The organism is Streptomyces sp. NBC_00273 (genome assembly GCF_036178145.1).
Classification (GTDB): Bacteria; Actinomycetota; Actinomycetes; order Streptomycetales; family Streptomycetaceae; genus Streptomyces.
The window spans coordinates 8,941,042-8,961,961 of sequence record NZ_CP108067.1; the positions used below are offsets into that span (position 1 = coordinate 8,941,042).

At 73.3% G+C, this 20,920-nt stretch carries 16 protein-coding genes and 1 pseudogene; 9 read left to right on the forward strand and 8 right to left on the reverse strand.

Annotation, left to right across the window (positions count from 1 at the left end; all coding sequences use genetic code 11):
- Nucleotides 1-43 precede the first annotated feature (43 nt).
- The 3 genes and pseudogenes from OG386_RS40100 to OG386_RS40110 all read left to right on the forward strand — a co-directional run.
- Nucleotides 44-1,255: pseudogene (locus OG386_RS40100) on the forward strand (glycosyltransferase); the annotation flags it as partial.
- Between the two features lie 18 nt (nt 1,256-1,273).
- Complete coding sequence (locus tag OG386_RS40105) at nt 1,274-2,011, forward strand: SAM-dependent methyltransferase (RefSeq protein WP_328793526.1); 738 nt, start codon at nt 1,274-1,276, stop codon at nt 2,009-2,011.
- Nucleotides 2,012-2,116: 105 nt separating this feature from the next.
- A complete protein-coding gene (locus OG386_RS40110; RefSeq protein WP_328792247.1) occupies nt 2,117-2,986 on the forward strand; it encodes an alpha/beta fold hydrolase in 870 nt (289 codons plus the stop codon).
- Between the two features lie 114 nt (nt 2,987-3,100).
- Here OG386_RS40110 and fusA read toward each other — a convergent pair whose 3' ends face one another.
- On the reverse strand, nt 3,101-5,176 hold the full coding sequence (gene fusA, locus OG386_RS40115; RefSeq protein ID WP_328792248.1) for an elongation factor G: 2,076 nt from the start codon (nt 5,174-5,176) through the stop codon (nt 3,101-3,103).
- A 498-nt stretch (nt 5,177-5,674) separates the two neighbouring features.
- Between fusA and OG386_RS40120 the strand changes: the two genes are divergently transcribed.
- The gene (locus tag OG386_RS40120; RefSeq protein ID WP_328792249.1) at nt 5,675-6,559 is read left to right on the forward strand and encodes a thermonuclease family protein; all 885 of its coding nucleotides are present in this window, start codon (nt 5,675-5,677) and stop codon (nt 6,557-6,559) included.
- 55 nt (nt 6,560-6,614) lie between these two features.
- On the opposite strand, the gene OG386_RS40125 is transcribed toward OG386_RS40120, so the two are convergent.
- Together OG386_RS40125 and OG386_RS40130 are read right to left on the reverse strand one after the other, a co-directional pair.
- Nucleotides 6,615-7,994 carry a sensor histidine kinase gene (locus OG386_RS40125; RefSeq protein ID WP_405790591.1) on the reverse strand — a complete coding sequence of 460 codons (1,380 nt, stop codon included), beginning with the start codon at nt 7,992-7,994 and terminating at the stop codon, nt 6,615-6,617.
- Nucleotides 7,995-8,076: 82 nt separating this feature from the next.
- Complete coding sequence (locus OG386_RS40130; protein WP_328792251.1) at nt 8,077-8,754, reverse strand: response regulator transcription factor; 678 nt, start codon at nt 8,752-8,754, stop codon at nt 8,077-8,079.
- A gap of 135 nt (nt 8,755-8,889) precedes the next feature.
- Between OG386_RS40130 and OG386_RS40135 the strand changes: the two genes are divergently transcribed.
- Nucleotides 8,890-9,531, forward strand: coding sequence for a hypothetical protein (locus tag OG386_RS40135; RefSeq protein WP_328792252.1), 642 nt, complete (start codon nt 8,890-8,892; stop codon nt 9,529-9,531).
- Nucleotides 9,532-9,554: 23 nt separating this feature from the next.
- Here the strand turns inward: OG386_RS40135 and OG386_RS40140 are convergent, their stop codons facing one another.
- Entirely contained in the window at nt 9,555-10,775 is a 1,221-nt protein-coding gene (locus OG386_RS40140) for an FAD-dependent monooxygenase (RefSeq protein ID WP_328792253.1), read from the reverse strand.
- A gap of 55 nt (nt 10,776-10,830) precedes the next feature.
- Nucleotides 10,831-12,723, reverse strand: a complete 1,893-nt coding sequence (locus OG386_RS40145; RefSeq protein WP_328792254.1) for a hypothetical protein — start codon at nt 12,721-12,723, stop codon at nt 10,831-10,833.
- A gap of 629 nt (nt 12,724-13,352) precedes the next feature.
- Between OG386_RS40145 and OG386_RS40150 the strand changes: the two genes are divergently transcribed.
- The 3 genes from OG386_RS40150 to OG386_RS40160 all read left to right on the forward strand — a co-directional run bounded on the left by OG386_RS40150 (nt 13,353) and on the right by OG386_RS40160 (nt 16,521).
- Entirely contained in the window at nt 13,353-13,928 is a 576-nt protein-coding gene (locus OG386_RS40150; protein WP_266600937.1) for an RNA polymerase sigma factor, read from the forward strand.
- An 893-nt stretch (nt 13,929-14,821) separates the two neighbouring features.
- A complete protein-coding gene (locus tag OG386_RS40155) occupies nt 14,822-15,667 on the forward strand; it encodes an IclR family transcriptional regulator (protein ID WP_384835444.1) in 846 nt (281 codons plus the stop codon).
- Nucleotides 15,668-15,786: 119 nt separating this feature from the next.
- On the forward strand, nt 15,787-16,521 hold the full coding sequence (locus tag OG386_RS40160) for a hypothetical protein (protein ID WP_328792255.1): 735 nt from the start codon (nt 15,787-15,789) through the stop codon (nt 16,519-16,521).
- Between the two features lie 15 nt (nt 16,522-16,536).
- Here OG386_RS40160 and OG386_RS40165 read toward each other — a convergent pair whose 3' ends face one another.
- Both OG386_RS40165 and OG386_RS40170 read right to left on the reverse strand, forming a co-directional pair.
- Complete coding sequence (locus OG386_RS40165) at nt 16,537-17,187, reverse strand: HAD family hydrolase (protein WP_328792256.1); 651 nt, start codon at nt 17,185-17,187, stop codon at nt 16,537-16,539.
- Nucleotides 17,188-17,250: 63 nt separating this feature from the next.
- Nucleotides 17,251-19,152 (reverse strand): alkyl/aryl-sulfatase, encoded by a 1,902-nt coding sequence (locus tag OG386_RS40170; RefSeq protein WP_328792257.1) that lies wholly within the window; start codon nt 19,150-19,152, stop codon nt 17,251-17,253.
- Nucleotides 19,153-19,440: 288 nt separating this feature from the next.
- Here OG386_RS40170 and OG386_RS40175 point away from each other — a divergent pair, with 288 nt between their 5' ends.
- Nucleotides 19,441-20,280 (forward strand): dienelactone hydrolase family protein, encoded by an 840-nt coding sequence (locus tag OG386_RS40175; protein WP_328792258.1) that lies wholly within the window; start codon nt 19,441-19,443, stop codon nt 20,278-20,280.
- Between the two features lie 28 nt (nt 20,281-20,308).
- Here OG386_RS40175 and OG386_RS40180 read toward each other — a convergent pair whose 3' ends face one another.
- Nucleotides 20,309-20,713 (reverse strand): RidA family protein, encoded by a 405-nt coding sequence (locus tag OG386_RS40180; protein ID WP_328792259.1) that lies wholly within the window; start codon nt 20,711-20,713, stop codon nt 20,309-20,311.
- Nucleotides 20,714-20,920 lie beyond the last annotated feature (207 nt).

A 20,920-nucleotide genomic window follows, 5' to 3' on the forward strand; every position in this document is an offset into this window, starting at 1 on the left:
GACGAATCCAGAGAACAGAATCCAACGAAATGAGAATCACCACATGCGCGTGTTGTTGATGGCGTACGGGTCGCGCGGGGACGTCGAGCCGATGGCGGGACTCGGAGTGCAGCTGAAGGCGCTCGGCGCGGAAGTACGGGTGTGCGCTCCGCCGGACTTCGCCGACTTCCTCGACGGCGTCGGCCTGCCGCTGGTGCCGATCGGCTCGCCGGTGCGCGAGATCGTGAAGGGGGCGGTGACCGGCACGACGCCGATGCCGGCGGAGGGACTGCCCGAGCGCGCGGCCGCGCTGCTCGCCATGACGTACGAAGCGGTCGCCCCGGCGGCCGAGGGATGCGACGTGATGGTGGCGACCGGCCTGCTCCCGGCCGCGGCCGGCGCGCGGCTGGCAGCCGAGGAACTGGGCATCCCCTACAGGTTCGTGGCCTACTTCCCGACCTATCTGCCGTCGCCGCACCATGCCCCGTTCGAACGGCCGGGCCGGCCGTTCCCGCCGGACGTGACCGACAACCAGGCGCTGTGGGACCTGGACGTCGAGAACATGAACGTACTGTTCGGCGTGGGGCTCAACACCCACCGGGCGGCGATCGGCCTGCCCCCGGTGGACCACTTCCGCGACTACGTCCTCACCGACCGGCCGTGGCTGGCGGCGGACCCGGTCCTGAGCCCGTGGCAGGAGCCGGCGGACCTCGATGTGGTGCAGACCGGCGCGTGGATACGACCGGACGAACGCCCGCTCCCGGCCGACCTGGAGGCGTTCCTGGACGCCGGCACGCCACCGGTGTACGTGGGCTTCGGCAGCATTCCCGTGCGCGACGCACAGGACGTCGCCCGGGCCGCCATCGAAGCGGTCCGCGCGCAGGGCCGCCGCGTACTCGTCGGGCGGGGCTGGGCGGACCTGGCCCTGATCGACGACCGGGACGACTGTTTCGCCATCGGCGAGGTCAACCAGCAGGCACTGTTCCGCCGGGTCGCCGCCGTCGTGCACCACGGCGGCGCGGGCACCACGACGACGGCCGCCCGGGCGGGCGCCCCCCAGGTGGTGGTACCCCAGATGGCGGACCAGCCGTACTGGGCCGGCCGCGTGGCCGCGCTGGGCATCGGCGCGGCACACGACGGTCCGACCCCGACCTTCGAGTCCCTGTCGGCCGCACTCGAGACGGCCCTGACCCCCGAGACGGGGGCACGGGCGAAGGCCGTCGCCGACACGATCCGCACCGACGGGACGGAGGTGGCCGCGAAACTGCTCCTCGACGCGGGGCACGCCGCGCCGATGAGCCGTGAACAGATCTCCGCGATCGCCCATGCCGACCACCCGATCAAGTCTCCGCTCGCCGACGACTCGGTCAGCCGGCTGCTCGAACGCGGCCTGCCGCGGGGCGACGAGCGCGTGCTCGACCTCGGATGCGGCACGGCGGAGTGGCTGCTGCGCGCCCTGGAGACGCGCCCGCACCTGCACGCCGAGGGCGTCGACGTCTCCGAAGTCGCCCTGGCGCAGGCCCGCCGGTCAGCGAGCGAACGCGGAGTCGACGCGCGCCTGGTCCTCCACCAGCAGGAAGCCGCGGACTTCGTCTCCCCACAGCGGTTCGACCTGGTGATCAGCGTCGGCGCCGCACATGCCTTCGGCGGTCTTCTCCCCACCCTCAAGGCGGCCCGCACACACCTGGCTCCCGGCGGCCGCGTTCTGATCGGCGAGTCGTTCTGGGACCGCGCCCCCTCACCGGAGGCCGTCGAGATGTTCGGTGACCTCGCCGACCTGGCGACCACGGTGGACCTCGTCGTCGCCGACGGATGGACCCCCGTCCACGGCCATGTCAGCACGCGCAGTGAGCTGGACGCCTACGAGTGGGCCTGCTGGGGTTCGCTGGCCGGATGGGCTCTGGAGCACCCCGACGATCCCGCCGCCGCTCAGGCGTTGGAGACGGCCACCGCCGCGCGCACGGAGTGGTTGCACGGCTACCGGGACAGCTTCGGCTTCCTCTGCCTGGTGCTGCGCCGCACCTCGGACTGATCACGCAGGGCGGCTGGCGAGCGGCCCGTTCGCCCAGCAGGTTCCATGCCCGACAGGGCCCCATGGCCGCCGCGGAACCGCGGCGGCCGGAAAGAGAGGACACCGATGCAACCGACGTTCGTACTGGTCCACGGAGCCTTCGCGAACTCCTTCTCCTTCGCGCCCCTCCAGGCCGAACTCGGTCTCCTCGGGCACCGATCGGTCGCCGTCGACCTGCCCGGTCACGGCTTCCGGGCGACCTTCACCCGCGCCTATCAGTCACCGCAGGACCCCGAGGGGCTCGCCACCGCGCCCGGCTCGATCAAGGGCATCACCCTCGCCGACAACGTCGCGCACCTGATCGGGATCCTCGAACGGGCCAAGCGGAACGGCCCCGTCATCCTCGTCGGTCACAGCCGGGGCGGCCTCACGATCACGGCCGCGGCCAACGCACGCCCGGACCTGATCGACCGCATCGTCTACGTCTCGGCCTGGTGCCCGGTCCGTCTCGACGTCAACGACTACTACGCCGAGCCGGAGATGGCCGGGGTCGACCCCGCTGCCTTCGCTTCGGCGCTGGTCGGGAACCCCGCCGAGCTCGGTCTGCTGCGCGTCAACTTCCGCACGGCGAAACCGGACTCGCTCGCCGCGTTCAAGGAGGCCTTCTTCGCCGACGGCACCGACGAGCAGTTCCTGACCTTCCTGAACACCTTCCAGCCGGACGAGAACCTGGACGTCGGCGGCTCCGCCGACCGGGCGCAGGCCGCCACCTGGGGCCGCGTCCCGAAGACCTACGTCCGCCTGGTCGACGACGCGGGCCTGCCCCTCGCCCTACAGGACCGGCTGATCCGCGAGGGCAACGAGCTGACACCGGACAACGCCTACGACGTCCGCACGCTGGCGGGCAGCCACTTGAAGTGGCTGGTCGATCCGGCGCCGGCGGCGCGCGCCCTGGGCGAACTCGCCACGCTGCCGGCCCCGTCCGCCCGGGCGTGACCGGAACCGGGTGACCGGTTCGGCGGACCCTCGATGCGGTTCGCCCGGGCGGCTGCCCCGCCCCCGACAAACGGGGGTGGGGCGGGGCAGCCGCCCGGCGCTCACCCGGCGGTCTCAACGGACCGGCAGGGCTCCCGCGACCGACGCCGGGACCGGTGCGAGACCGGCCGGCCGGGTGGTGAAGGTGCCCCGACCCTGTGTCCGGCCGCGCAGCCGGGACGCGTAGCCGAACAGCTCGGCCAGCGGCACGGCCGCCGTGATCACCGCGGTCCCGGCCTCGGCCGTGGAACCCGAGACCCGGCCGCGGCGGGCCGCGAGATCACCCAGCACACCCCCGACGCCGTCCTCCGGAACCGTCACCGTGACCTCGACGAGCGGCTCCAGGAGCTCCATCGTGCTCAGGCGCAGGGCCTCGCGCAGCCCGAACCGACCCGCCGCGCGGAACGCCATCTCCGAGGAGTCCTTGGAGTGGGTCGCCCCGTCGGTGAGCGTGACCCGCAGCCCCGTCACCGGGAACCCGCCGAGCGGGCCCTCGGCGAGCGCGTCCCGGCAACCGGCCTCCACGGCGCGCGCGTACTCCTGCGGTACGCGTCCGCCGACGACCGTCGACCGGAACTCGAAGCACGGCTCCTCCAGTGGTTCGACGTCGAGGACGACGTGCGCGAACTGGCCGGCCCCACCGTCCTGTTTGACGTGCCGGTGGACGAGGCCGCTGACCCCGCGCACGACGGTCTCCCGGTAGGAGACCTGCGGCCGGCCGACGACGACCTCCACCCCGTGGCCGCTGCGGATCTTCTCCACCGCCACTTCCAGGTGCAGCTCGCCCATCCCCGACAGCACGGTCTGGCCGCTCTCCGCGTCGGACCGCACCACCAGCGACGGGTCCTCCTCGGCCAGCCGCGCCAGCGCCGCCGAGAGCCGGCCCGTGTCGCTGTTGCGCCGGGCCTCGACCGCGACCGACACCACCGGCTCGGCCACCGAAGGCGGTTCGAGGACCAGCGGGGCGCCCGGCGCGCACAGGGTCGTGCCCGCCCGGGCGGCCTTCAGCCCGATCACCGCGACGATGTCACCGGCCACCGCCTCCTCCCGTTCCTCGTGCCGGTCGGCCTGGACCCGCAGGATCCGGCCGACCCGCTCCGTACGGCCCGTGGCCGCGTCCACTACCGTCGCGCCCTTGCGCAGGGTGCCCGCGTAGACCCGCAGGTACGTGAGCCGCCCGGTCGCCGTCGCCGTCACCTTGAAGGCGAGGGCCGTGAACGGCTCCGCCGGGTCGGGGGCGCGCTCCTGCTCCACACCGTCCGCCACCAGCCCCCGTACCGCGGGCATCTCGGCGGGCGAGGGCAGGTACGCGAGGACGGCGTCCAGCAGCGGCTCGATCCCGCGGTTGCGGTACGCGGATCCGCACAGCACCACCACACCGTCACCACGCAGCGTCAGCTCCCGCAGGGCACGGACCAGGGTCCGCTCCGTCAGGGCCGAGGCCGAGCAGAACTCCTCCAGGGCGTCGGCGTGCAGCTCCGCCACCGTCTCCTCCAGGAGCCGGCGGCGCCGGGCCGCCTCCTCCCGCAGCGCCTCGGGGACGGGGCCCTCCTGGTAGCCGTCGGAGCCGGTCAGCCAGTGCAGCGAGCGCATCGCCAGGAGGTCGACGACGCCGGAGAACGAGTCCTCCGCTCCGATGGGGAGCTGTACCACCAGCGGAACGACGCCCAGGCGCTCGCGGATCGACGCGACCGCCGCGTCGAGGTCGGCGCCCGGCCGGTCGAGCTTGTTGACGAACGCGATCCGCGGCACACCGTGCCGGTCGGCCTGCCGCCACACCGTTTCGCTCTGCGGTTCGACGCCGGCGACGGCGTCGAACACCGCGACCGCCCCGTCCAGCACCCGCAGGGAACGCTCGACCTCGTCGGAGAAGTCGACGTGACCCGGGGTGTCGATCAGGTTGACGCGATGACCGTCCCAGGCGCAGCTCACGGCCGCGGCGAAGATGGTGATGCCGCGATCGCGTTCCTGGGGGTCGTAGTCGGTGACGGTGGTGCCGTGATGGACCTCGCCGCGCTTGTGGATGGAGCCGGTCGCGAAGAGGATCCGCTCGGTGATGGTGGTCTTGCCGGCGTCCACGTGGGCGAGGATGCCCAGGTTGCGGACGGCGGTGGGGGAAGAGGTGGTGCGGGGCTGCCTGTTGGCGCGCATGGCCCGAGGCCTTTCGTACGTGCGGAGGAAGAGGGCGGCGCGATTCCCGGAAGCCGGCCCCGGTCCTCCCGGGCGGCCGCAGCGCACGGCGGCGTCGCCGTCCCGTCCGGAAGGAGTCCGGGCAGGAGGGCGTACGGGCTCGCGGGCTGGCGGGCGTACGGAAGGCAGGAGGGGACGGAACCCTAGAAGTGGGTCACGGGCATACGGTGACGGCCGCGCAGCCGGCACCGCGCGCTGCGAGACACCGGGATCACGTCGTACCGGGTCGGGGGAGCGAAGGCGGCGGTGCGGTACGTGCACATGGCGCGGCTCCCCTTCTCTTCACTCGGCATGAGGCGCGCGGTGCCCCGTCGGCAGCGCGCACGGCGAGTCTAGTGATCGAGTCCTGCCGCGGCACCGGGTTTTCCTGCGCTTCCGCGGGACCGTGACGTGTACCGTGAGTGACGTACTGCTACTGAAAGTGATCGTTCGGTTGCGTCCGTGGGAGTCGTCGTGTCCATGTTGCTGATCAGAGGGTCGTTCCGGGTGAACGGCGGAGCCAGGCCGGACGGGGACACCGTCCCCTTCACCCCGGACGACGTGGCGGACTGGAAACTCGTGCCGGGGTGCACCGGGGTCCTGCCCAAGGCGGACGGTCGCGTCTCCGTACGCCTGGAGGGCATCGACGCACTGGAGACCCACTACACGAACGGCAGCTACGGGTCGGAGCGGCGCCAGCCGATCGAGTACGCGCGCAAGGCCGCCCATGCCCTGCTGACCTGGCTCCGCTTCACCAGCATCGAGTGGCACGACGACGGGACGGTCACCACCGAACCCGACAGGGTGCCCGGCTACATCCTCACCAGCGGTACCGACATGTTCGGCCGCTGCCTGGCACTGGTCGGCCGAGACACCCCACCCGCGTACAGCGGCTATCGGATCGACGTCGACAAGAAGCGGCTGGAGCGGACCGCCAACCATCACCTGCTCTCGATCGGTCTGGCCTACCCGACCTTCTACGAGGGCCTGCCCGTGGACCTGCGGGACGGGCTCAAGGCCGCCGCCCGGGCGGCGAAGGAGGACACACCGCCGCGGGGGCTGTGGGCGAAGGACGTGACCGTCGATGGGGCGAAGATCGACGGCATCCGCTCGATCACGGACGACGACACCGGAGCGGTGATCCTCCCCAAGCTCTTCCGCCGGCTGAAGGACTACTTCGACTTCGACCCCGATAACTGCTCACTGGCCGGCTTCCCCGCCTTCCTGGCCGGGTCCGAGGACAAGTTCCGCATCCTGCCCGGCGACGAGGTCCTCACCGGCTTCCACCGGCTGGTCGAGATCACGGACGCTCAGATCCTGCGGATGACCCACCCCAGCGAGGACATCCTCTTCGTGAACGGGTGAGCGCGGGCCACCCCGGCCGCCCCGTCACCCCGGCCGCCCCCGTCGCCCGGCGCCGTCAGGGCCGGGGCGTCGTCGGCAGGCGCAGCACCAGCCGCGCGCCCCCGGCCCCGCCCGCACCCCCCTCGGCCGTGAGCGTTCCCCCGTGGTGGGTGCTCAGGTCGCGGGCGATGGCGAGCCCCAGTCCGGCTCCGCCGTGGTCGCGGCTGCGCGAATCGTCGAGGCGGGTGAAGCGCTCGAAGATCCGCTCCCGGTCGGCGGTCGGGATCCCGGGGCCGTCGTCGACCACCTCCAGCACGGCGCTGCCCGGCCGGGTGGGGTGCCCGGTCGTGCGCAGGGTGACGTCCACGCGCGCGTCCGCGTAGCGCTGCGCGTTGTCGACGAGGTTGGTGACGATGCGGCCGAGCCACAGCGCGCCGGCGGTGACCCCGACATCGGGTTCCAGCCGCAGCCGTACGGGGACGCGGTCGCCGAGCCGGCCCTCCACCACCTCGCGCACCAGCGCGGTCAGGTCCAGCGGAGCGGCGGCCACCGGCTGGGCCGCGTCGATCCGGGCGAGCAACAGCAGGTCGGCCGTGAGGTGCTGGAGCCGTTCGATGTCCTCCAGCGCCCCGGAGATCAGCTCGGGCCACAGTTCCGGGTCCTGGACGGCCAGCGCCACTTCCAACTGGGTGCGCAGGACGGTGATGGGGCTGCGCAGTTCGTGGGAGGCGTCGGCGATGAACTGTCGCTGGCGCATCCCGGAGGCCTCCAGCCGGTCCAGGGTGGCGTTCATGGTCTCGGCCAGCCGGGCGACCTCGTCGTGGGTGGCCGGCACCGGAACCCGGCGGTGCAGGCCCCGGTCGGAGATCTCGGCGACCTCGGCCCGGATCTCCTCCACCGGCCGCAGCGCATGGCCGGTGACCCGCCAGGTCACCAGGGCGACGGTGGCCAGCAGCAGGGGCATGCCGATGACGAGGGCGGCGGTGGTCGTGTCGTCCGCCGCGTCCGCGTCCCGCAGGGAGGCGCCGGCGTAGACGGTGGCCATGCCGTCCGGGGTCTGCGTGACGACCTGGACGACCCGCTGCCGGTACTCACCGTCCACCGGCCGGACCCGCCACGTGTGGAACCGGGTTCCCGGAGCGCCGGGACCGGGCGGTGGGAAGGCGGGCGCGCCGGCCAGGTTCGGGCTGGCGAACAGGACGCGTCCGTCGGCGCCCACCACCTGGACGAAGTCGATGCCGCGGGCCGGCGGCCGGACGCGGCCCAGCTTCCCGGCGGACGCGAGCTGCGCCACGGTCTCGGCCTGGCGCCGGGCGTCGTTCTCCGCGTTGCGGATCAGGTTCGCCTCCAGCAGCCCGAGCAGGGCGAACGAGGCGAGCGCCAGGGCCGCGGCCACCACCACGCTCGCGCCCACGGTGGCCCGTGCCCGTACCGTGGTCGGCCACAGCCGGCGCAGCACCGGCCACCGGCGCAGGGCCGCGCCCGGGACCGCGTGCAGGGCGGCCCGCACGCGTCCGCGCCGGCCGGGACGCTCGGCCTCAGCCACCGTCGGCCGCCAGCCGGTACCCCGCTCCGCGCACGGTCTCCACCGCGGTGCGGCCGAACGGTGCGTCGATCTTGCGGCGGAGGGCGCTGACGTGGACCTCGACCACATTGGGATCGCCGTCGAAGGCGCTGTCCCACACCTGTTCCAGGATGTCCCGCTTGGGCACCACCTCGCCCGAGCGCCGGGCCAGGTACTCCAGGACCGCGAACTCCCGCGCGGTCAGCCGTATCTCCGTGCCGCCGCGGGAGCAGGAGTGACGGGCGGGGTCGAGCAGCAGGTCGCCGAAGCGCATCACCTGGGGCCGCCGACGGCCCGTACGCCGGCCGAGCGCGCGCAGCCGGGCGACCAGGACGAGGTAGGAGAACGGCTTGGACAGGAAGTCGTCGGCGCCGGTGTCGAGCGCCTCCGCCTCGTCGTACTCGCCGTCCTTCGCCGTGAGCATCAAGATCCCCGACTCGTTGCCGGCCGCGCGCAGCCTCGCGCACACCCGGTACCCGTTCAGCCCGGGCAGCATGATGTCCAGCACGATGAGGTCGTAGTCGTGCTCCGCGGCCATCCACAGGCCCTGGTTCCCGTCGTGGGCCAGGTCCACCGAGAACCCCTCCGACTGAAGCCCTCGCTGCAGGGCCACGGCGAGCCGCCGTTCGTCCTCCACCACCAGTACGCGCATGCCGGACAGGATCTCAGGCCCTCCCCGCCGCCACCTGAAGAGGTCTTCAGGTGGCTTCAGCGGGGCTTCAGCTTCCGCTCAGCATGCTCTGGAACGAGCCGCGCACCGCGCCCGGTTGTCCTGAGGAGTGCCTGTATGTCTGATTCCGTCCCGCCGTCCGAGCCGGCCGAGACCGCCGCCGTGAACGCGCCGGCGACCGCCCCGGTGACCGCTCCCGAGACGAAGGCCCGCAAGTCCGCGGCCCCGGGCCGCCTCGTCCCCCGTGGCAAGCGCGCCCGTTGGGTGGCGGCGGGCGCGGTCGCGGTGGTGGTCGTCGGTGGAGCAGCGGTGGCCGCGGCCGGACACCACGACCACCACATGCGCGTCGAGCGGGGCCCGCACATGGCCTGGGCCGGACCGGGACCCGAGGGCGGCCTGCGGGGCGGCCCGCACGCCGCCGAACCGCGGCACGAGCGGGAGCAGGGCGAGCCCGGCCGCCCCGCGGGCCCCAAGGCACCCGGGGAGCAGGACCGACCCGGAGGCGCCGACGGGCGCGCAGGCTCCGCCAGGAACGCCCCGGCGCCCGCGCCCATCCCCTCCCTGGCCATCGGCGAGGCGGCCGAGAAGGCCGCCGCGGCCGTGCCGGGCGGGAAGGTCGCGGGCCTGCGCGCGGTTGCCCAGGAGGGCGGCGGCAGCGCCTGGCTGGCCGTGGTCATCGGTTCCGACGGCGTCCGGCACGCGGTCACCGTGTCCGGCACGGACGGCACGATCACCAGCAACACCACCAAGGACCACTAGGGACCGCTATGGGCCACCAAGGCCTACGGCGTCATGGCGCGGCCCCCGATGCCGGGGGCCCCGCCGAGCTGGCCCCGCCACCAGGCCTCCATCTCCCCGCCGTCCATGCCCGCCCACGCCGGGGTCCGCTCGACCTGGGCGCGGCCCAGCCGGCGGGCCAGTGCCACCAGCTCCCGTCCGGCGGCGCCGCGGGTCTCCTCGTATCCGCGCAGCAGCTCCTCGAAGGACCCGCAGCGGCGCCAGCCGTCGGCGAGGGCGGTGGCGTCCTGGAGCGCCTTGGCGGCGCCGCTCGTGTTGTGCGGGCGTACGACGCTCGCCGCGTCCCCCGCGAGCAGCAGCCGACCGGCGGCGGTGCGCGTGGTCTCCATGTCGTAGATCGGCTGGACGAAGGTGTCCGCCGGGTCGGTCAGCGCGAGCGCCCGCGCCCAGTACGGCGGGAACTCGCGATCGAGCAGCGCCGCCAGATGCCCCGCGAGCTCGGGGGTGAGGCCGCCCGGCGGGAAGCTCGTCGGATCGCCCCGGCGCAGCTGCCCGTCCTGCGGCGGAGAGCCGTACAGCACCCAGTTCACCCGCGGTCCGTCCGGCCCGGGAATCCGGTAGATGACGCAGGAACCGCCCGGGAAGCAGACCGTGGTCCCCGCCTCCGGCACCGAGTCCGCCACGCTGCCGAGCCCCGCGAGCAGCGCCGCGTCGAAGTTGCCCCGCCAGCAGACGTAGCCGGCGTACTGCGGCCGGGAGTCCGGGCAGAGCGCGGTGCGCACCACCGACCGGTACCCGTCGGCACCGACCACCAGGTCGTACCGCTCGACGGACCCGCCCGCGAGCCGCACCCGCGCGCCCGCGGTCCCGGTCTCCTCGACCCCCGTCACCGCCTCCCCCTGCCGGTAGACCACCGACTGCGGAACGGACTCCCGAAGGCCGTGCCAGAGCAGGCCCCAGTGGTAGGAGTGGAAGGGGAACGGCTGCTCCCAGATCACCCGGCCGCCCGGCCCGTGGGCATCGTCGCGGACCACCCAGCGGCGCTGCTCCAGCCGGTGCGCGGCGATCCCACCGGGCAGCGCGCCGCTCGCGCCGAGCTCGGCGGCCCGCTCGTCGTGGATGCACAGGCCGACGCCCCGGTCCTGCAACCGCCCGCCCGTGCGCTCCAGCACCACCACCTCATCGGCGCCCGCCCGCGCCGCCGCCGTCGCGACGGCGCACCCCGCGATGCTCCCGCCGACCACCGCGATCGTTCCACCGCGCATAACCGCCTCCGCCTCCTGTCGATGTACAGCACGTCAGTGACCCTCACAGGGCCGGTCATCGCACGGAAGGCCGCGTCGCCGGGGGAGTGGGCCGCACCGCACCCTGGAGGGCCAGTGCGGTGAGCACGACCAGCGAGTCCGTCCAGCCCAAGGGCGCCACGGCGGACGGCAGCCCGGCACCGTTCACCGTTTCCGGGAGCTCGCCCAGCCCGTTCCGTTTCGACAGCACCCAGTCGAGCACCGCGCCCGCCTTCGCCGGCTCACCGGTACCGGCCCAGGCGAGGGCGAAGAAGGAAGTGCTGGCCGTCCACGCGTACGAACCCCAGCTGAAGGAGGGGTCGTTGCCGGGCGAGACCCCGCCGTTCGGCAGCAGCAGCGCCCGGTAGGTGGAGTCCAGCGCTTCACCGAGACCGGCCGGGGCGGCGTTGAACGGGGGCGCCATGAACGCCACCGCGCTGTCCCGGCCGTGCTCGCCGTCGACGGTCCGCTGGTACCCCAGCGGGGCGAAGGAGGTGGCGATCGCGGCCGACAGCCGCCGGGCCGCCTCCCCCCAGCGCTCCGCGTCCGCGCCCAGGCCCAGTCCCGAGGCCAGGTCGGCCGCGGAGTTGAGCCCGGCCAGCAGGGGAGCGGCGGTACCGATGTTGGCCGTGGTCGTGTCCAGCTCCCAGTAGTCCGGGGACGCCGGAGGCAGCCCGTCCGGTCCGAGGGAGCGGGCGGCGTGGTCGGCCGCCTTGCGGACCATCGGGTAGAGCGCGCGCAGCCGTTCGTCCCGCCCGCCGGGCGGCGCCGCCCGGTACCACTGCCACGTGGCCCAGGGCACCCAACCGTTGGCGTCCAACTGCCACTTGCGCGCGTCCGGCGGCCCGCTGCCGTCCAGCAGGGTACGGGCCTCCCAGGTCCCGTCGGCCCGCTGGGTGAGCGCGTCGTAGCCCAGGATCCGGTAGGCCTCCTCGTCGTGCCCGGTGGCGGCGAAGGCCACTGCCGCGAACGCGCCGTCGCGCGGCCAGGAGTACTCCCACGGCGGCGCCCACGCCGCCGCGAACGCGCCATTGGGCCTCAGCAGCGCCCGCATCGACAGCAGGGCGCGCTGCGACGCGGCCCGCCGTTCGGCGGTGGTCCCCGGCACCGCGCCCGCCGCCAGCCACGCGCGGCTCTCCTCGACCTGCGCCAGGGCGCCCGGATCGTCCGCATCGACCACCACCGACGCCGAGGCCCCGTCCGGCAGGTACCGCCACCGGCCCGACGGCAGGCGCAGCACGTTGCTCCCGTCGACGTAGGAGGCGCCCACGGCGAAGGAGGGCAGGACGGCTTCGGCGGCGACCCGGTTGGTCAGCAGGCCCGACGTGCGGGCGGCGAGCGACGAGGCGGGCACGTAGCAGGGCTCGGTCTCCCCGCAGCGCTCGCTGCCGGTGGGATTGACGTGGAAGGCGAGCCGGGAGCCGTAGGCGTGCCAGCCGCCCCAGTACGCCCTGTCGTAGTTCCAGCTGGTCAGCGAGCCGGGCACCGACCGCGTGGTGCCGTACCAGGCGATCGGCCCGCTCTCCGCGGTGCTCGCCTGGAGGAACAGGTGGTACGTGGTGCCCGCGGTGACGGTGGCGTTCAGCGGGAACTCGACCCAGCCGGCGCCGGCGCCGCCGAGCGCCGCGAGGTCCAGGGTCGTCGAGGCGATCACCGACCCCGCGTCCTCGCGGACCCGGCGGACCTGCGCGGTCACGGTGCCCGTCGCCGCCCCGCTGCCCAGCCAGACGCTCACCCGGGACAGCCGGGTGCCGTCCACCGTGAACTCCTGGGCCGCGGCGTTGTTCGTGGCCTTCACGCTGAACAGCGCGCTCTCGTGGCCGACCTGGCCGTCGTAGGGCGCGGCAGCCGCGGCGTGCGGGAGCGCGGCGGGCACCCCGGTGAGTGCCAGGCAGAGCACGGCGGGCAGCAAGGTCCTCGCGAACGCCATCTGTACAGCCCCTTCCTACTCGACGGGCGCGCGGGGCGCAGGGGCCGGGGCGCCGAAAGCTGGACCCACCATGCAGGTACGGGGCACCGGGGCGGGGGGAGTCGGGACGTGTCCCACCGGATGGGGCCGCAGTGACATCCGATCGTGTGACGGGAACAGCGGAAGGGGCCCCGGTCGGGCGCGTGTCGGTGGAGGCGCTCGGCAGGCACGCCGGGGCGCGCGCGAGCGGACGGGGGCGCGCGAAGAAGCGGATGCGCTTGCTTCGGAAGATTTTCAGGGACCGGCTTGCACGATCGGGCTCGCTTTCCGATGGGGTGGTGAATAGGAGCGCCTCTTGCTCCACGGCAGCCGGTTCGGGGGGTAGGCGTGCCGGTTGCTCATGATCCACTTGAAAGGTTCCGCGCCGACGTGAATGTTGCCGAGACGACCGCCCTCGCGCTGTTAGCCACCAGTGCCCGTTGTCGCGTCATCGATGTGTTCAGGGCGCCGATGCGCCTGCCGGGTGCGGGGGTGCGGACGGGAACCGGTGGACCATCCGCCGGCCACCGCCGTGCCGCTCCCCGCGCCCGCCACCGTGAGGTCCCCGCCGCCCCGGAGCGCGGCGACGAGCAGCTGCTGTGGGGGAGCGTATGAGCGAAGGCGATTTCGATCCATCGGGGGACCAGGCGGTCTCCAGCGAACTGGCCGGCGTGCTGCCGGTGGACTTCACCGCGTTCCACTCCCAACAGCACCGTGCCTACCTGCGCTACGCCCACCTGCAGCTGGGAAACCCCAAGGACGCCGAGGAAGTCGTCGACGACGTGTTCACCTTCTTGCTGAAGGTGTGGCGCCAGGCCCTGAAGGAGGCGAGCCTCCACGGTTTCGCGTGGGCGGTGCTGCGCGAGCACGTCGAAAGGCGGCTGGCGGCCCTGGGCCGGCAGGTGGCGATGGTGGAGACGGCGTGGTTCGCAGCGCTGCGCCGCTCCTCCAGAGAGCGGCTGGAACTGCTGGAGTCGAAGCTCGGGCTGTACGCGGCGATCGCGGGCCTGTCCGAGCGGCAGTACGACGTGGTGCTGCTGGCCTTCCTCCTGGGCAACGACTCCGACACGGTCGCCCGGATGATGGGGATCACCCCCGCGACGGTCCGCTCGCACATCCGCGGCGCACGCCGAACCCTGTCCCGCAAGCTCGGGGTGGAATGGATCCCCGGAGAGGAGAAGGACTAGTGAGCGACATGCCCCGCCACCGCGACATGCCGCTGTGCGAACTGGACGCGGCCCTTGCGGACGCGACGGTATTCGCGGAGGAGTACGCCGGATACGACGAGGGCGCGGCCCGCCGTCGCATCGCCCGCCGGATCGTCGCCGACCGCGCCCGCTCGGCGATCGGCACCACCGGCCCCCCCGGTGCTGCCACCCCGCCGCCGCGGGGACCGGCCGCATCCGCATCCGCCTGCGCCTCCGCATTCGCCACAGCAGCCGACGACCTCATCCTCGACGCCGCCTGTCACGTGCGCGCCGCCCGGGGTCTGGACGACCTCACCTGGTGCCTCGTGGAGAGCCGGCCCTTCGCCGAACTCGCCCTCGACGCCGACTCCTGGCCGCACGGCGTGGACTCGGCCCTGCTGTTCGGCTGCCTGCTCCACCTGGCCGACCGGATGGAGGACGCGCAGTTCTGGTTCCAGTACGCGGCCGGGGCGGGCTCGCAGACCGCCGCCCACTGCCTCTACCTCCTGCACCTCGCCCGGGCCGAGGTCGCGACCGCCCGCCACTGGAGGGGCCAGGCCCAGACCCTGCCCCCGGAAGAGCACCTGCCGCCCCTGCCACCGCTCCCGGAACACCTCGAAGGGGCCCTCGGCGCCTCGGTCATCTGGACCACCCCGCCCATCACCACCCAGGACCTCAGCGCCCTCACCACCGGACCCGGACGGGCCGGCCGGTCCCCGTGCCGGCTCCCCGCACGACTGCGCCAGGCGGTCACGGCCCGCCCCCGCAAGGAGCACCCCGATCTGGGGGAGGTCGTCACCCCCGGCCCGCAGGTGGCGGTCGCCGTCGCGCAGAACGCCCGGCTCAACACCCTGCACCTGACGGACCAGGCGAACTCCTGGGCCCTCGAAGCACTGAAACGCCCCCGGCCGACCCACGCCGCCCGGAAGCCCCCCGAAGGGAGCCCCGCCCCCGCCGCACTGGAATCCGCCCACCAGGCACTGCGCGTCCTGGAAGTCATCAACCGCTACTCGGGCGGCGTGAACCTGACCCAGATCGCCCGTGAAACGGCACTGCCGCAACTGGTCCTCGCCCGGGCCATGGAGCAGCTGATCCGCGCGAACCTCGCCACCCCGACCGGACCGGACGCGTACGTCGCCGGCAGCGCCCTCCTGCTGGCCGAATCGGCGAACGGAGACGGACGCGGGCACCTGCACGAGACCCTCGCCTGGGTGCGGGACGCCGTCGGCGCCGCCGTCTACGTCGCCCGCTACACCGACGGCGAGGTCTCCATCACCCAGTACGCCGACGGACCTGCCGCACCCGTGGTTGAGGAGTGGGTCGACTTCCGCGTCGCCGCCCACGCCTCCGCCGTGGGCAAGGCGCTGCTGACCCAACTCGACCACGACGACCGGAAGGACCACCTGGCCCGCCACCGGCTCACCCGGTTCACGCCCCACACCCTCACCAGCCAACAGGACCTGTTCCACCAGCTCGACGACCGCCCGCCGAACACCCCCCTCCTCGACCTGCAGGAGTACGCGGTCGGCACGGTGTGCGCGGCGGTGCCGATCACCGCGGGCCCGAAGGCGGAATGCGTGGCCCTGTCCATCCCGGTCCCCGACCCCAGCCGGTTGAAGCAGGCCGCCCGGCTCCTGCAGAGCGAGGCGGCCGCGGTCTTACTCGCCCTGATCGTCGCCGGTAGCACCCCGCCCACGGCACGGCGGCCGGAGTGCATCATCCTGTCGCCGACGGCCTGAGAGCGGCCACAGCGGCGGACGGGCCCGACGCGCCCCGGGTGCGGCGGGCCCGTCCGCCGTCCCCCGGGCGCGCCGGCGCGTGAGATGCGGGCCTGCGCCCCGCGTGGGATAACGGCACCATGAACGAGCTCCCGACGGCCACGGCCGCGGAAATCAAGATCAGCTTCGCCGGGGCGGAGGCGAAGGCAGCCTTCGACGCCCTGGAGCTCGACCGGGACGAGGGGAGCCGCCGCTTGATCCATTTCTGGGACAGACCGCAGTGGGCGGCAGACGGCACGGTGACCCTGCCCCTGCTGGATCGGGGCATCATCCTGCGTCGGCGCCGGGACGACGAGGGGCCCGAGTCCGAGCGGGAGACCGACCTGACCGTCAAACTGCGTCCCTGCCCCCCGCTGCCGGAGCGCTGGCGGGAGGATCGGGAGGGCGAGGGCTGGAAGTTCAAGATCGAGGACGACCGGACGGGCCCGGAGTTCACGCCGATGGTGTCGGCTTCGTTGGAGGCCGAGGGCGGCCCGCCCGAGCTGTTGCTCATCGAGCAACAGCGGGAACTCCTGGGCGTGGCCAGGCTCACCGAGGCCGATCTCGCCGACCTGACCGGGCTGGGCCCCGTACGCGCCGTGAAGTGGAAGGACGACTGGGACGAGCTGCCCGGCAAGGTGGCGATCGAGGAATGGCGCACCGACAACGGCCTGCGCTTCCTGGAAGTGTCGGTGCGGTCGGACATCGCCGATGCCGCCGAGGTCCAGGCGCAGCTCGAACAGGCCCTGCGGGACCGCGACATCACCCCGCCGCCGTTCGGCGAGCGCAAGACCGAGGCCGTCATGACGGCCCTCGCCCGCGACGCGCACCTCTGACCAGGCCGCCGAGGGTCACCCCGAGACGATGAGGCCGGGCAGTTCGCGCATGTCGCGGAAGACGACGGTGCCGGCGCCTTCGAGCCGTTCGGCCGGGGTCAGTCCCCCCGCGTAGCCGAAGGACCGCATGCCTGCGGCGCGGGCTGCCTCGACACCGGGGCGGCTGTCCTCGACCACCGCGCACGCCGCCGGGTCGACGCCCATCCGCTGAGCCGCGTACAGGAACAGGTCGGGGGCGGGCTTGCCGCGGCTGACCTCGGTGGCGCTGTAGATGCGGCCCTCGAAGTGCTCGTAGAGGCCGGTGCGACCGAGGGTGTGGCGCATCTTCTCGTGCGAGCCGCTGGAGGCGACGCAGGTCGGCAGGGTGATCGTACCGAGTGCCTGCGGCAGTCCCTCGACGGCGGACAACCCGGCGTCCACCGCCACGCGGTGGCGCTGTTCGAACAGCTCCCGCCAGAGGCCGGCCGTCTCGTCGCCGAGCCGGCCGGCGATGTCCTTGTGGATGGAGGCGCTGGAGCGCCCGATGAAGCGGTCCATGACCTCTTCCTCGGTCAGCGGCCAGCCCAGCTCCGCTCCCAACGCGACCTGGAGGGGCAGCGCGATGCGCTCGGTGTCGACGAGCACTCCGTCGCAGTCGAATATCACGAGTTCAATCGGCTTGATCATTCCCGCAGCATAGGGGCCGATCCGGGGCGCGACGCAGGTCGGTCCCGGCCCTGGTGGGTGCCGTCAGGGGGTGACGATGGCGAAGTCCGGGTCGGGGGAGTCGAGGTAGGAGAAGAGTTCGGCGACGACCGAGGGGTCACCGTCGAGGGCCACCCCCTCGTGCCGCAGGAGGTCGTCCAGCGGCACGGCGCCGAGCAGGAGCCCGCGCAGGAGCGGTTCGCCGAGGACGAGGACGGCGTGCGGGCGGCCGGCCGCGGGGTTGTCCCCGCGGACGCCGGTCAGTACGCCGTTGCCCAGGCGCAGCGTCAGCGGGTCCGAGCCGGGCAGGACGAACCGTACGGCGACGTCCGCGTGCCAGGCCCGGGGCCCGTCGATCCGTACGGCGAGGGAGTCCACCAGCTGGTCCAGGCTCAGGGCGGCGAGTACGTCCGGGGACGCGGCGGTGGCCGGTGTCCCGATCTGCTCGCCGCGCAGTTCCTGGGCGCCGGTGAGGTAGAAGTTGCGCCAGGTGCCGTTCTCGGCGCCGTAGCCGAGCTGCTCCAGGGCATCGGCCTGGAGCTCCCGGGCCTCTGCGTTCGACGGATCGGCGAAGACGACGTGGTCGACCACCTGGGCCACCCAGCGGAAGTCGCCCTGCTCGAAGGAGGTCCGGGCACGGCGCAGGACCTCTGCCGCACCGCCCATGAACTCGACGTAGCGGCGGGCGGATTCCTCCGGCGGGTGCTGCCACAAGAGCGCCGGGTTCCCTTCGAACCAGCCCATGTACCGCTGGTAGACGGCCTTGACGTTGTGGCTGACGGACCCGTAGTAGCCGTGGGTGTGCCAGGCGGCCTCCAGCGCCGGCGGCATGCGCAGCGTTTCGGCGATCTCGGTGCCCGTGTACCCCTGGTTGAGCAGGCGGACCGTCTGGTCGTGGAGGTACGCGTACAGGTCCCGCTGCTGCGCCAGGTACGACATGGCCCGCTCGCGGCCCCACGTGGGCCAGTGGTGGGAAGCGAAGACGACGTCGCACCGGTCGCCGAACAGCGCGATGGACTCGGTGAGGTACGCGGCCCAGGCGTGCGGGTCGCGTACCAGGGCGCCGCGCAGGGTCAGCAGGTTGTGCAGGGTGTGGGTGGCGTTCTCGGCCATGCACAGGGCCCGGTGGTCGGGCAGTAGCAGGTTGAACTCCGCCGGGGCCTCGGTGCCCGGGGTCAGTTGGAAGACCATGCGCACGCCGTCGACGGTCTCCTCCTGGCCGGTACGGGTGATGTCGACGGTCGGCGGGATCAGCGTCACCCGGCCGGTGGAGGTGGTTTGGCCCAGGCCCGCACCGACCTGGCCGCGCGGGCCCTTGGGCAGACCGGCCCCGTACATGTATCCCGCGCGGCGGGCCATCGCGGTGCCGGCGTAGACGTTCTCGCTGGCCGCGTGTTCGAGGCAGCCCTCGGGCGCCAGGACCGGGACCCGGCCCGCGTCGACTTCGGCCTGGGTGGTGACGCCCTTGACGCCGCCGAAGTGGTCGGCGTGGCTGTGGGTGTAGAGGACGCCCGTGACCGGACGGTCCCCGCGGTGGGCCCGGTACAGGGCGAGGGCCGCGGCCGCCGTCTCCTCGCAGATCAGCGGGTCGATCACGACGACGCCGTGTTCGCCCTCGACGAGGGTCATGTTCGACAGGTCCAGGCCGCGCACCTGGTACACGCCTTCCACGACCTGGAAGAGGCCTTGGAGGGCGACGAGGCGGCTCTGGCGCCACAAGCTGGGATGGACGGTGTCCGGACGGTCCCCGTTGAGGAAGGCGTAGGCGTCGCCGTCCCAGACGACGCTCCCGTCCTCGGCCCTGATCACGCAGGGCTCCAGGGCGGCGACGAAGCCGCGGGTGGCGTCGTCGAAGTCGGCGCGGTCGGCGAAGGCGGCGTTGCCGCGCGCCGCGCGGTGAGCGGCGCCGATCGATTCGCAAGCGTCGTGTCCGGGGCCGTTCTCCATCGGGTGAGCCTCCTCGGGCGGTGCCTGACCGGCCCCGGCCGGGCCGGGCGAGGGGCCCACGGCGGGCGCCGCCGCTCCACCCCAGCCTCACCCGGCCGCACCCCGCACGCCCGGCGCGTTCCGCCGTCCGGGTGGTGGGGGAGGGGCCGGGCGGCCCCGGGCCACCGTGTTGCTCGCCCCCGTCCTCGGGGGGCGTACCGAAACGTGTCCCGTTCGCTTGACCACAGGGCTCTACTTCTCGGTAACTTGATGTCGTCCAGGAGAGGGTCGTCAAAAGGAGCGGGGCGCGTGGCAGACCACGACCTGAGCGGGTTCGAGAAGAGCACGTTCACCCATGACGGCGCCACCCGCCGGATCCTGCGCCGGGGCACGGGCCCCGCGGTGATCGTCATGGCGGAGATCCCGGGCATCACCCCCAAGGTCATCGAGTTCGCCGAGCACGTCGCGGCGTCCGGCTGCACGGCCGTACTTCCGGTGCTCTTCGGGGAGCCCGGCCGTGATGCGGATCCCGGCACGGTCGGTCGGTCGAGTGCCGGCCGCTACATGGCCTCGTCGCTGTGGCGGGTGTGCGTGAGCCGCGAGTTCACGCTGCTGGCCACGGGGCGCAGTTCGCGCGTCGTGCAATGGCTGCGCGCCCTGGCGGCCGCCGAACACGAGCGCTGCGGCGGTCCAGGAGTCGGCGCCGTAGGGATGTGCCTGACGGGCGGATTCGCCCTGGCGATGGCCACGGACGAGCGCCTCGTCGCCCCGGTGCTCTCCCAGCCTTCGCTCCCGCTGGCCTGCACCGCGGGCCGCGCGGGCACCATCGACATCAGCCCCGAGGACCTCGCGGTCGTCCGCGGACGCTGCGAACGCGAGGGGCTCCAGGTGCTCGGACTGCGCTTCCGGGGCGACCGGCTCGTCCCCGGCGACCGGTTCGCCCACCTCCGGCGGGAACTCGGGGACGCCTTCGTCGCCATCGAGCTGGACGCGAGCGCGGCGAACCCGCAGAGCGCCCTCGCACCGCACTCCGTCCTGACGGAACACCTCATCGACGAACCGGGACAGCCCACCCGGCAGGCGCTCGACACCGTCCTCGACCTGTTCCGCACCCGGCTGCTCGGGGAACGGCCCGCTCCTGCCGTGTGACGGGTTCGTCCGACGGGGGCCGGACCCCTCAGGCCCCTTCCCGGGTGATGACCGCGTCGACCTCCACCTCGACGAGCCAGCCGGGGTCGATGAAGCGGGACACCTCGACGAAGGTGGTGACGGGCCGCACGGAGGCGAACCGCGCACCGTGCGCCCGCGCGGCCTCCTGCCACCGCGTCACGTCGGTGAGCATGACGCGGGTCCGCACGACGTCCTCCAGTGACGCCCCGACCTCCCGCAGGGCCCCTTCGGCGATGTCCAGGCACCGTACGGTCTGGGCGTGGACGTCGCCTGGGCCGACGGTGGAACCGTCGTCCGCGAGGGGAGCGGTCCCCGCGACGGCGACGTACTGTCCTGCGCGCACCGCCCGGGAGAAGCCGATCCGAGGCTCCAGCGGCGATCCCGAGCCGACCTTCCGATGTATGTCTGCCATCTCTTCATGCTGCCAGAGGCGCGGCTGACGAGGCGTCACGCCGCCGGGCGCGTTGCGTGGACCCGTGGGTCATCGAATGGCAACCTGGGTGATATCGCCGTAAATGTCCAATCTCGTGAACTGTTCGGGCGTGCGTCGCGCCGCACCTTCCGCTTCTCTGGATAGTCCAGTGATTTGTATATGTCGGTAGCCGACGTATGGTGGGTT

Excerpts from the sequence above, each read along its gene's own strand:
- OG386_RS40105 (WP_328793526.1), top strand. The coding sequence starts at position 1,274 with ATGAGCCGTGAACAGATCTCCGCGATCGCCCATGCCGACCACCCGATC.
- OG386_RS40110 (WP_328792247.1), top strand. The coding sequence starts at position 2,117 with ATGCAACCGACGTTCGTACTGGTCCACGGAGCCTTCGCGAACTCCTTC.
- fusA (WP_328792248.1), bottom strand. The coding sequence starts at position 5,176 with ATGCGCGCCAACAGGCAGCCCCGCACCACCTCTTCCCCCACCGCCGTC.
- OG386_RS40120 (WP_328792249.1), top strand. The coding sequence starts at position 5,675 with ATGTTGCTGATCAGAGGGTCGTTCCGGGTGAACGGCGGAGCCAGGCCG.
- OG386_RS40130 (WP_328792251.1), bottom strand. The coding sequence starts at position 8,754 with ATGCGCGTACTGGTGGTGGAGGACGAACGGCGGCTCGCCGTGGCCCTG.
- OG386_RS40135 (WP_328792252.1), top strand. The coding sequence starts at position 8,890 with ATGTCTGATTCCGTCCCGCCGTCCGAGCCGGCCGAGACCGCCGCCGTG.
- OG386_RS40140 (WP_328792253.1), bottom strand. The coding sequence starts at position 10,775 with ATGCGCGGTGGAACGATCGCGGTGGTCGGCGGGAGCATCGCGGGGTGC.
- OG386_RS40145 (WP_328792254.1), bottom strand. The coding sequence starts at position 12,723 with ATGGCGTTCGCGAGGACCTTGCTGCCCGCCGTGCTCTGCCTGGCACTC.
- OG386_RS40150 (WP_266600937.1), top strand. The coding sequence starts at position 13,353 with ATGAGCGAAGGCGATTTCGATCCATCGGGGGACCAGGCGGTCTCCAGC.
- OG386_RS40160 (WP_328792255.1), top strand. The coding sequence starts at position 15,787 with ATGAACGAGCTCCCGACGGCCACGGCCGCGGAAATCAAGATCAGCTTC.
- OG386_RS40165 (WP_328792256.1), bottom strand. The coding sequence starts at position 17,187 with ATGATCAAGCCGATTGAACTCGTGATATTCGACTGCGACGGAGTGCTC.
- OG386_RS40170 (WP_328792257.1), bottom strand. The coding sequence starts at position 19,152 with ATGGAGAACGGCCCCGGACACGACGCTTGCGAATCGATCGGCGCCGCT.
- OG386_RS40180 (WP_328792259.1), bottom strand. The coding sequence starts at position 20,713 with ATGGCAGACATACATCGGAAGGTCGGCTCGGGATCGCCGCTGGAGCCT.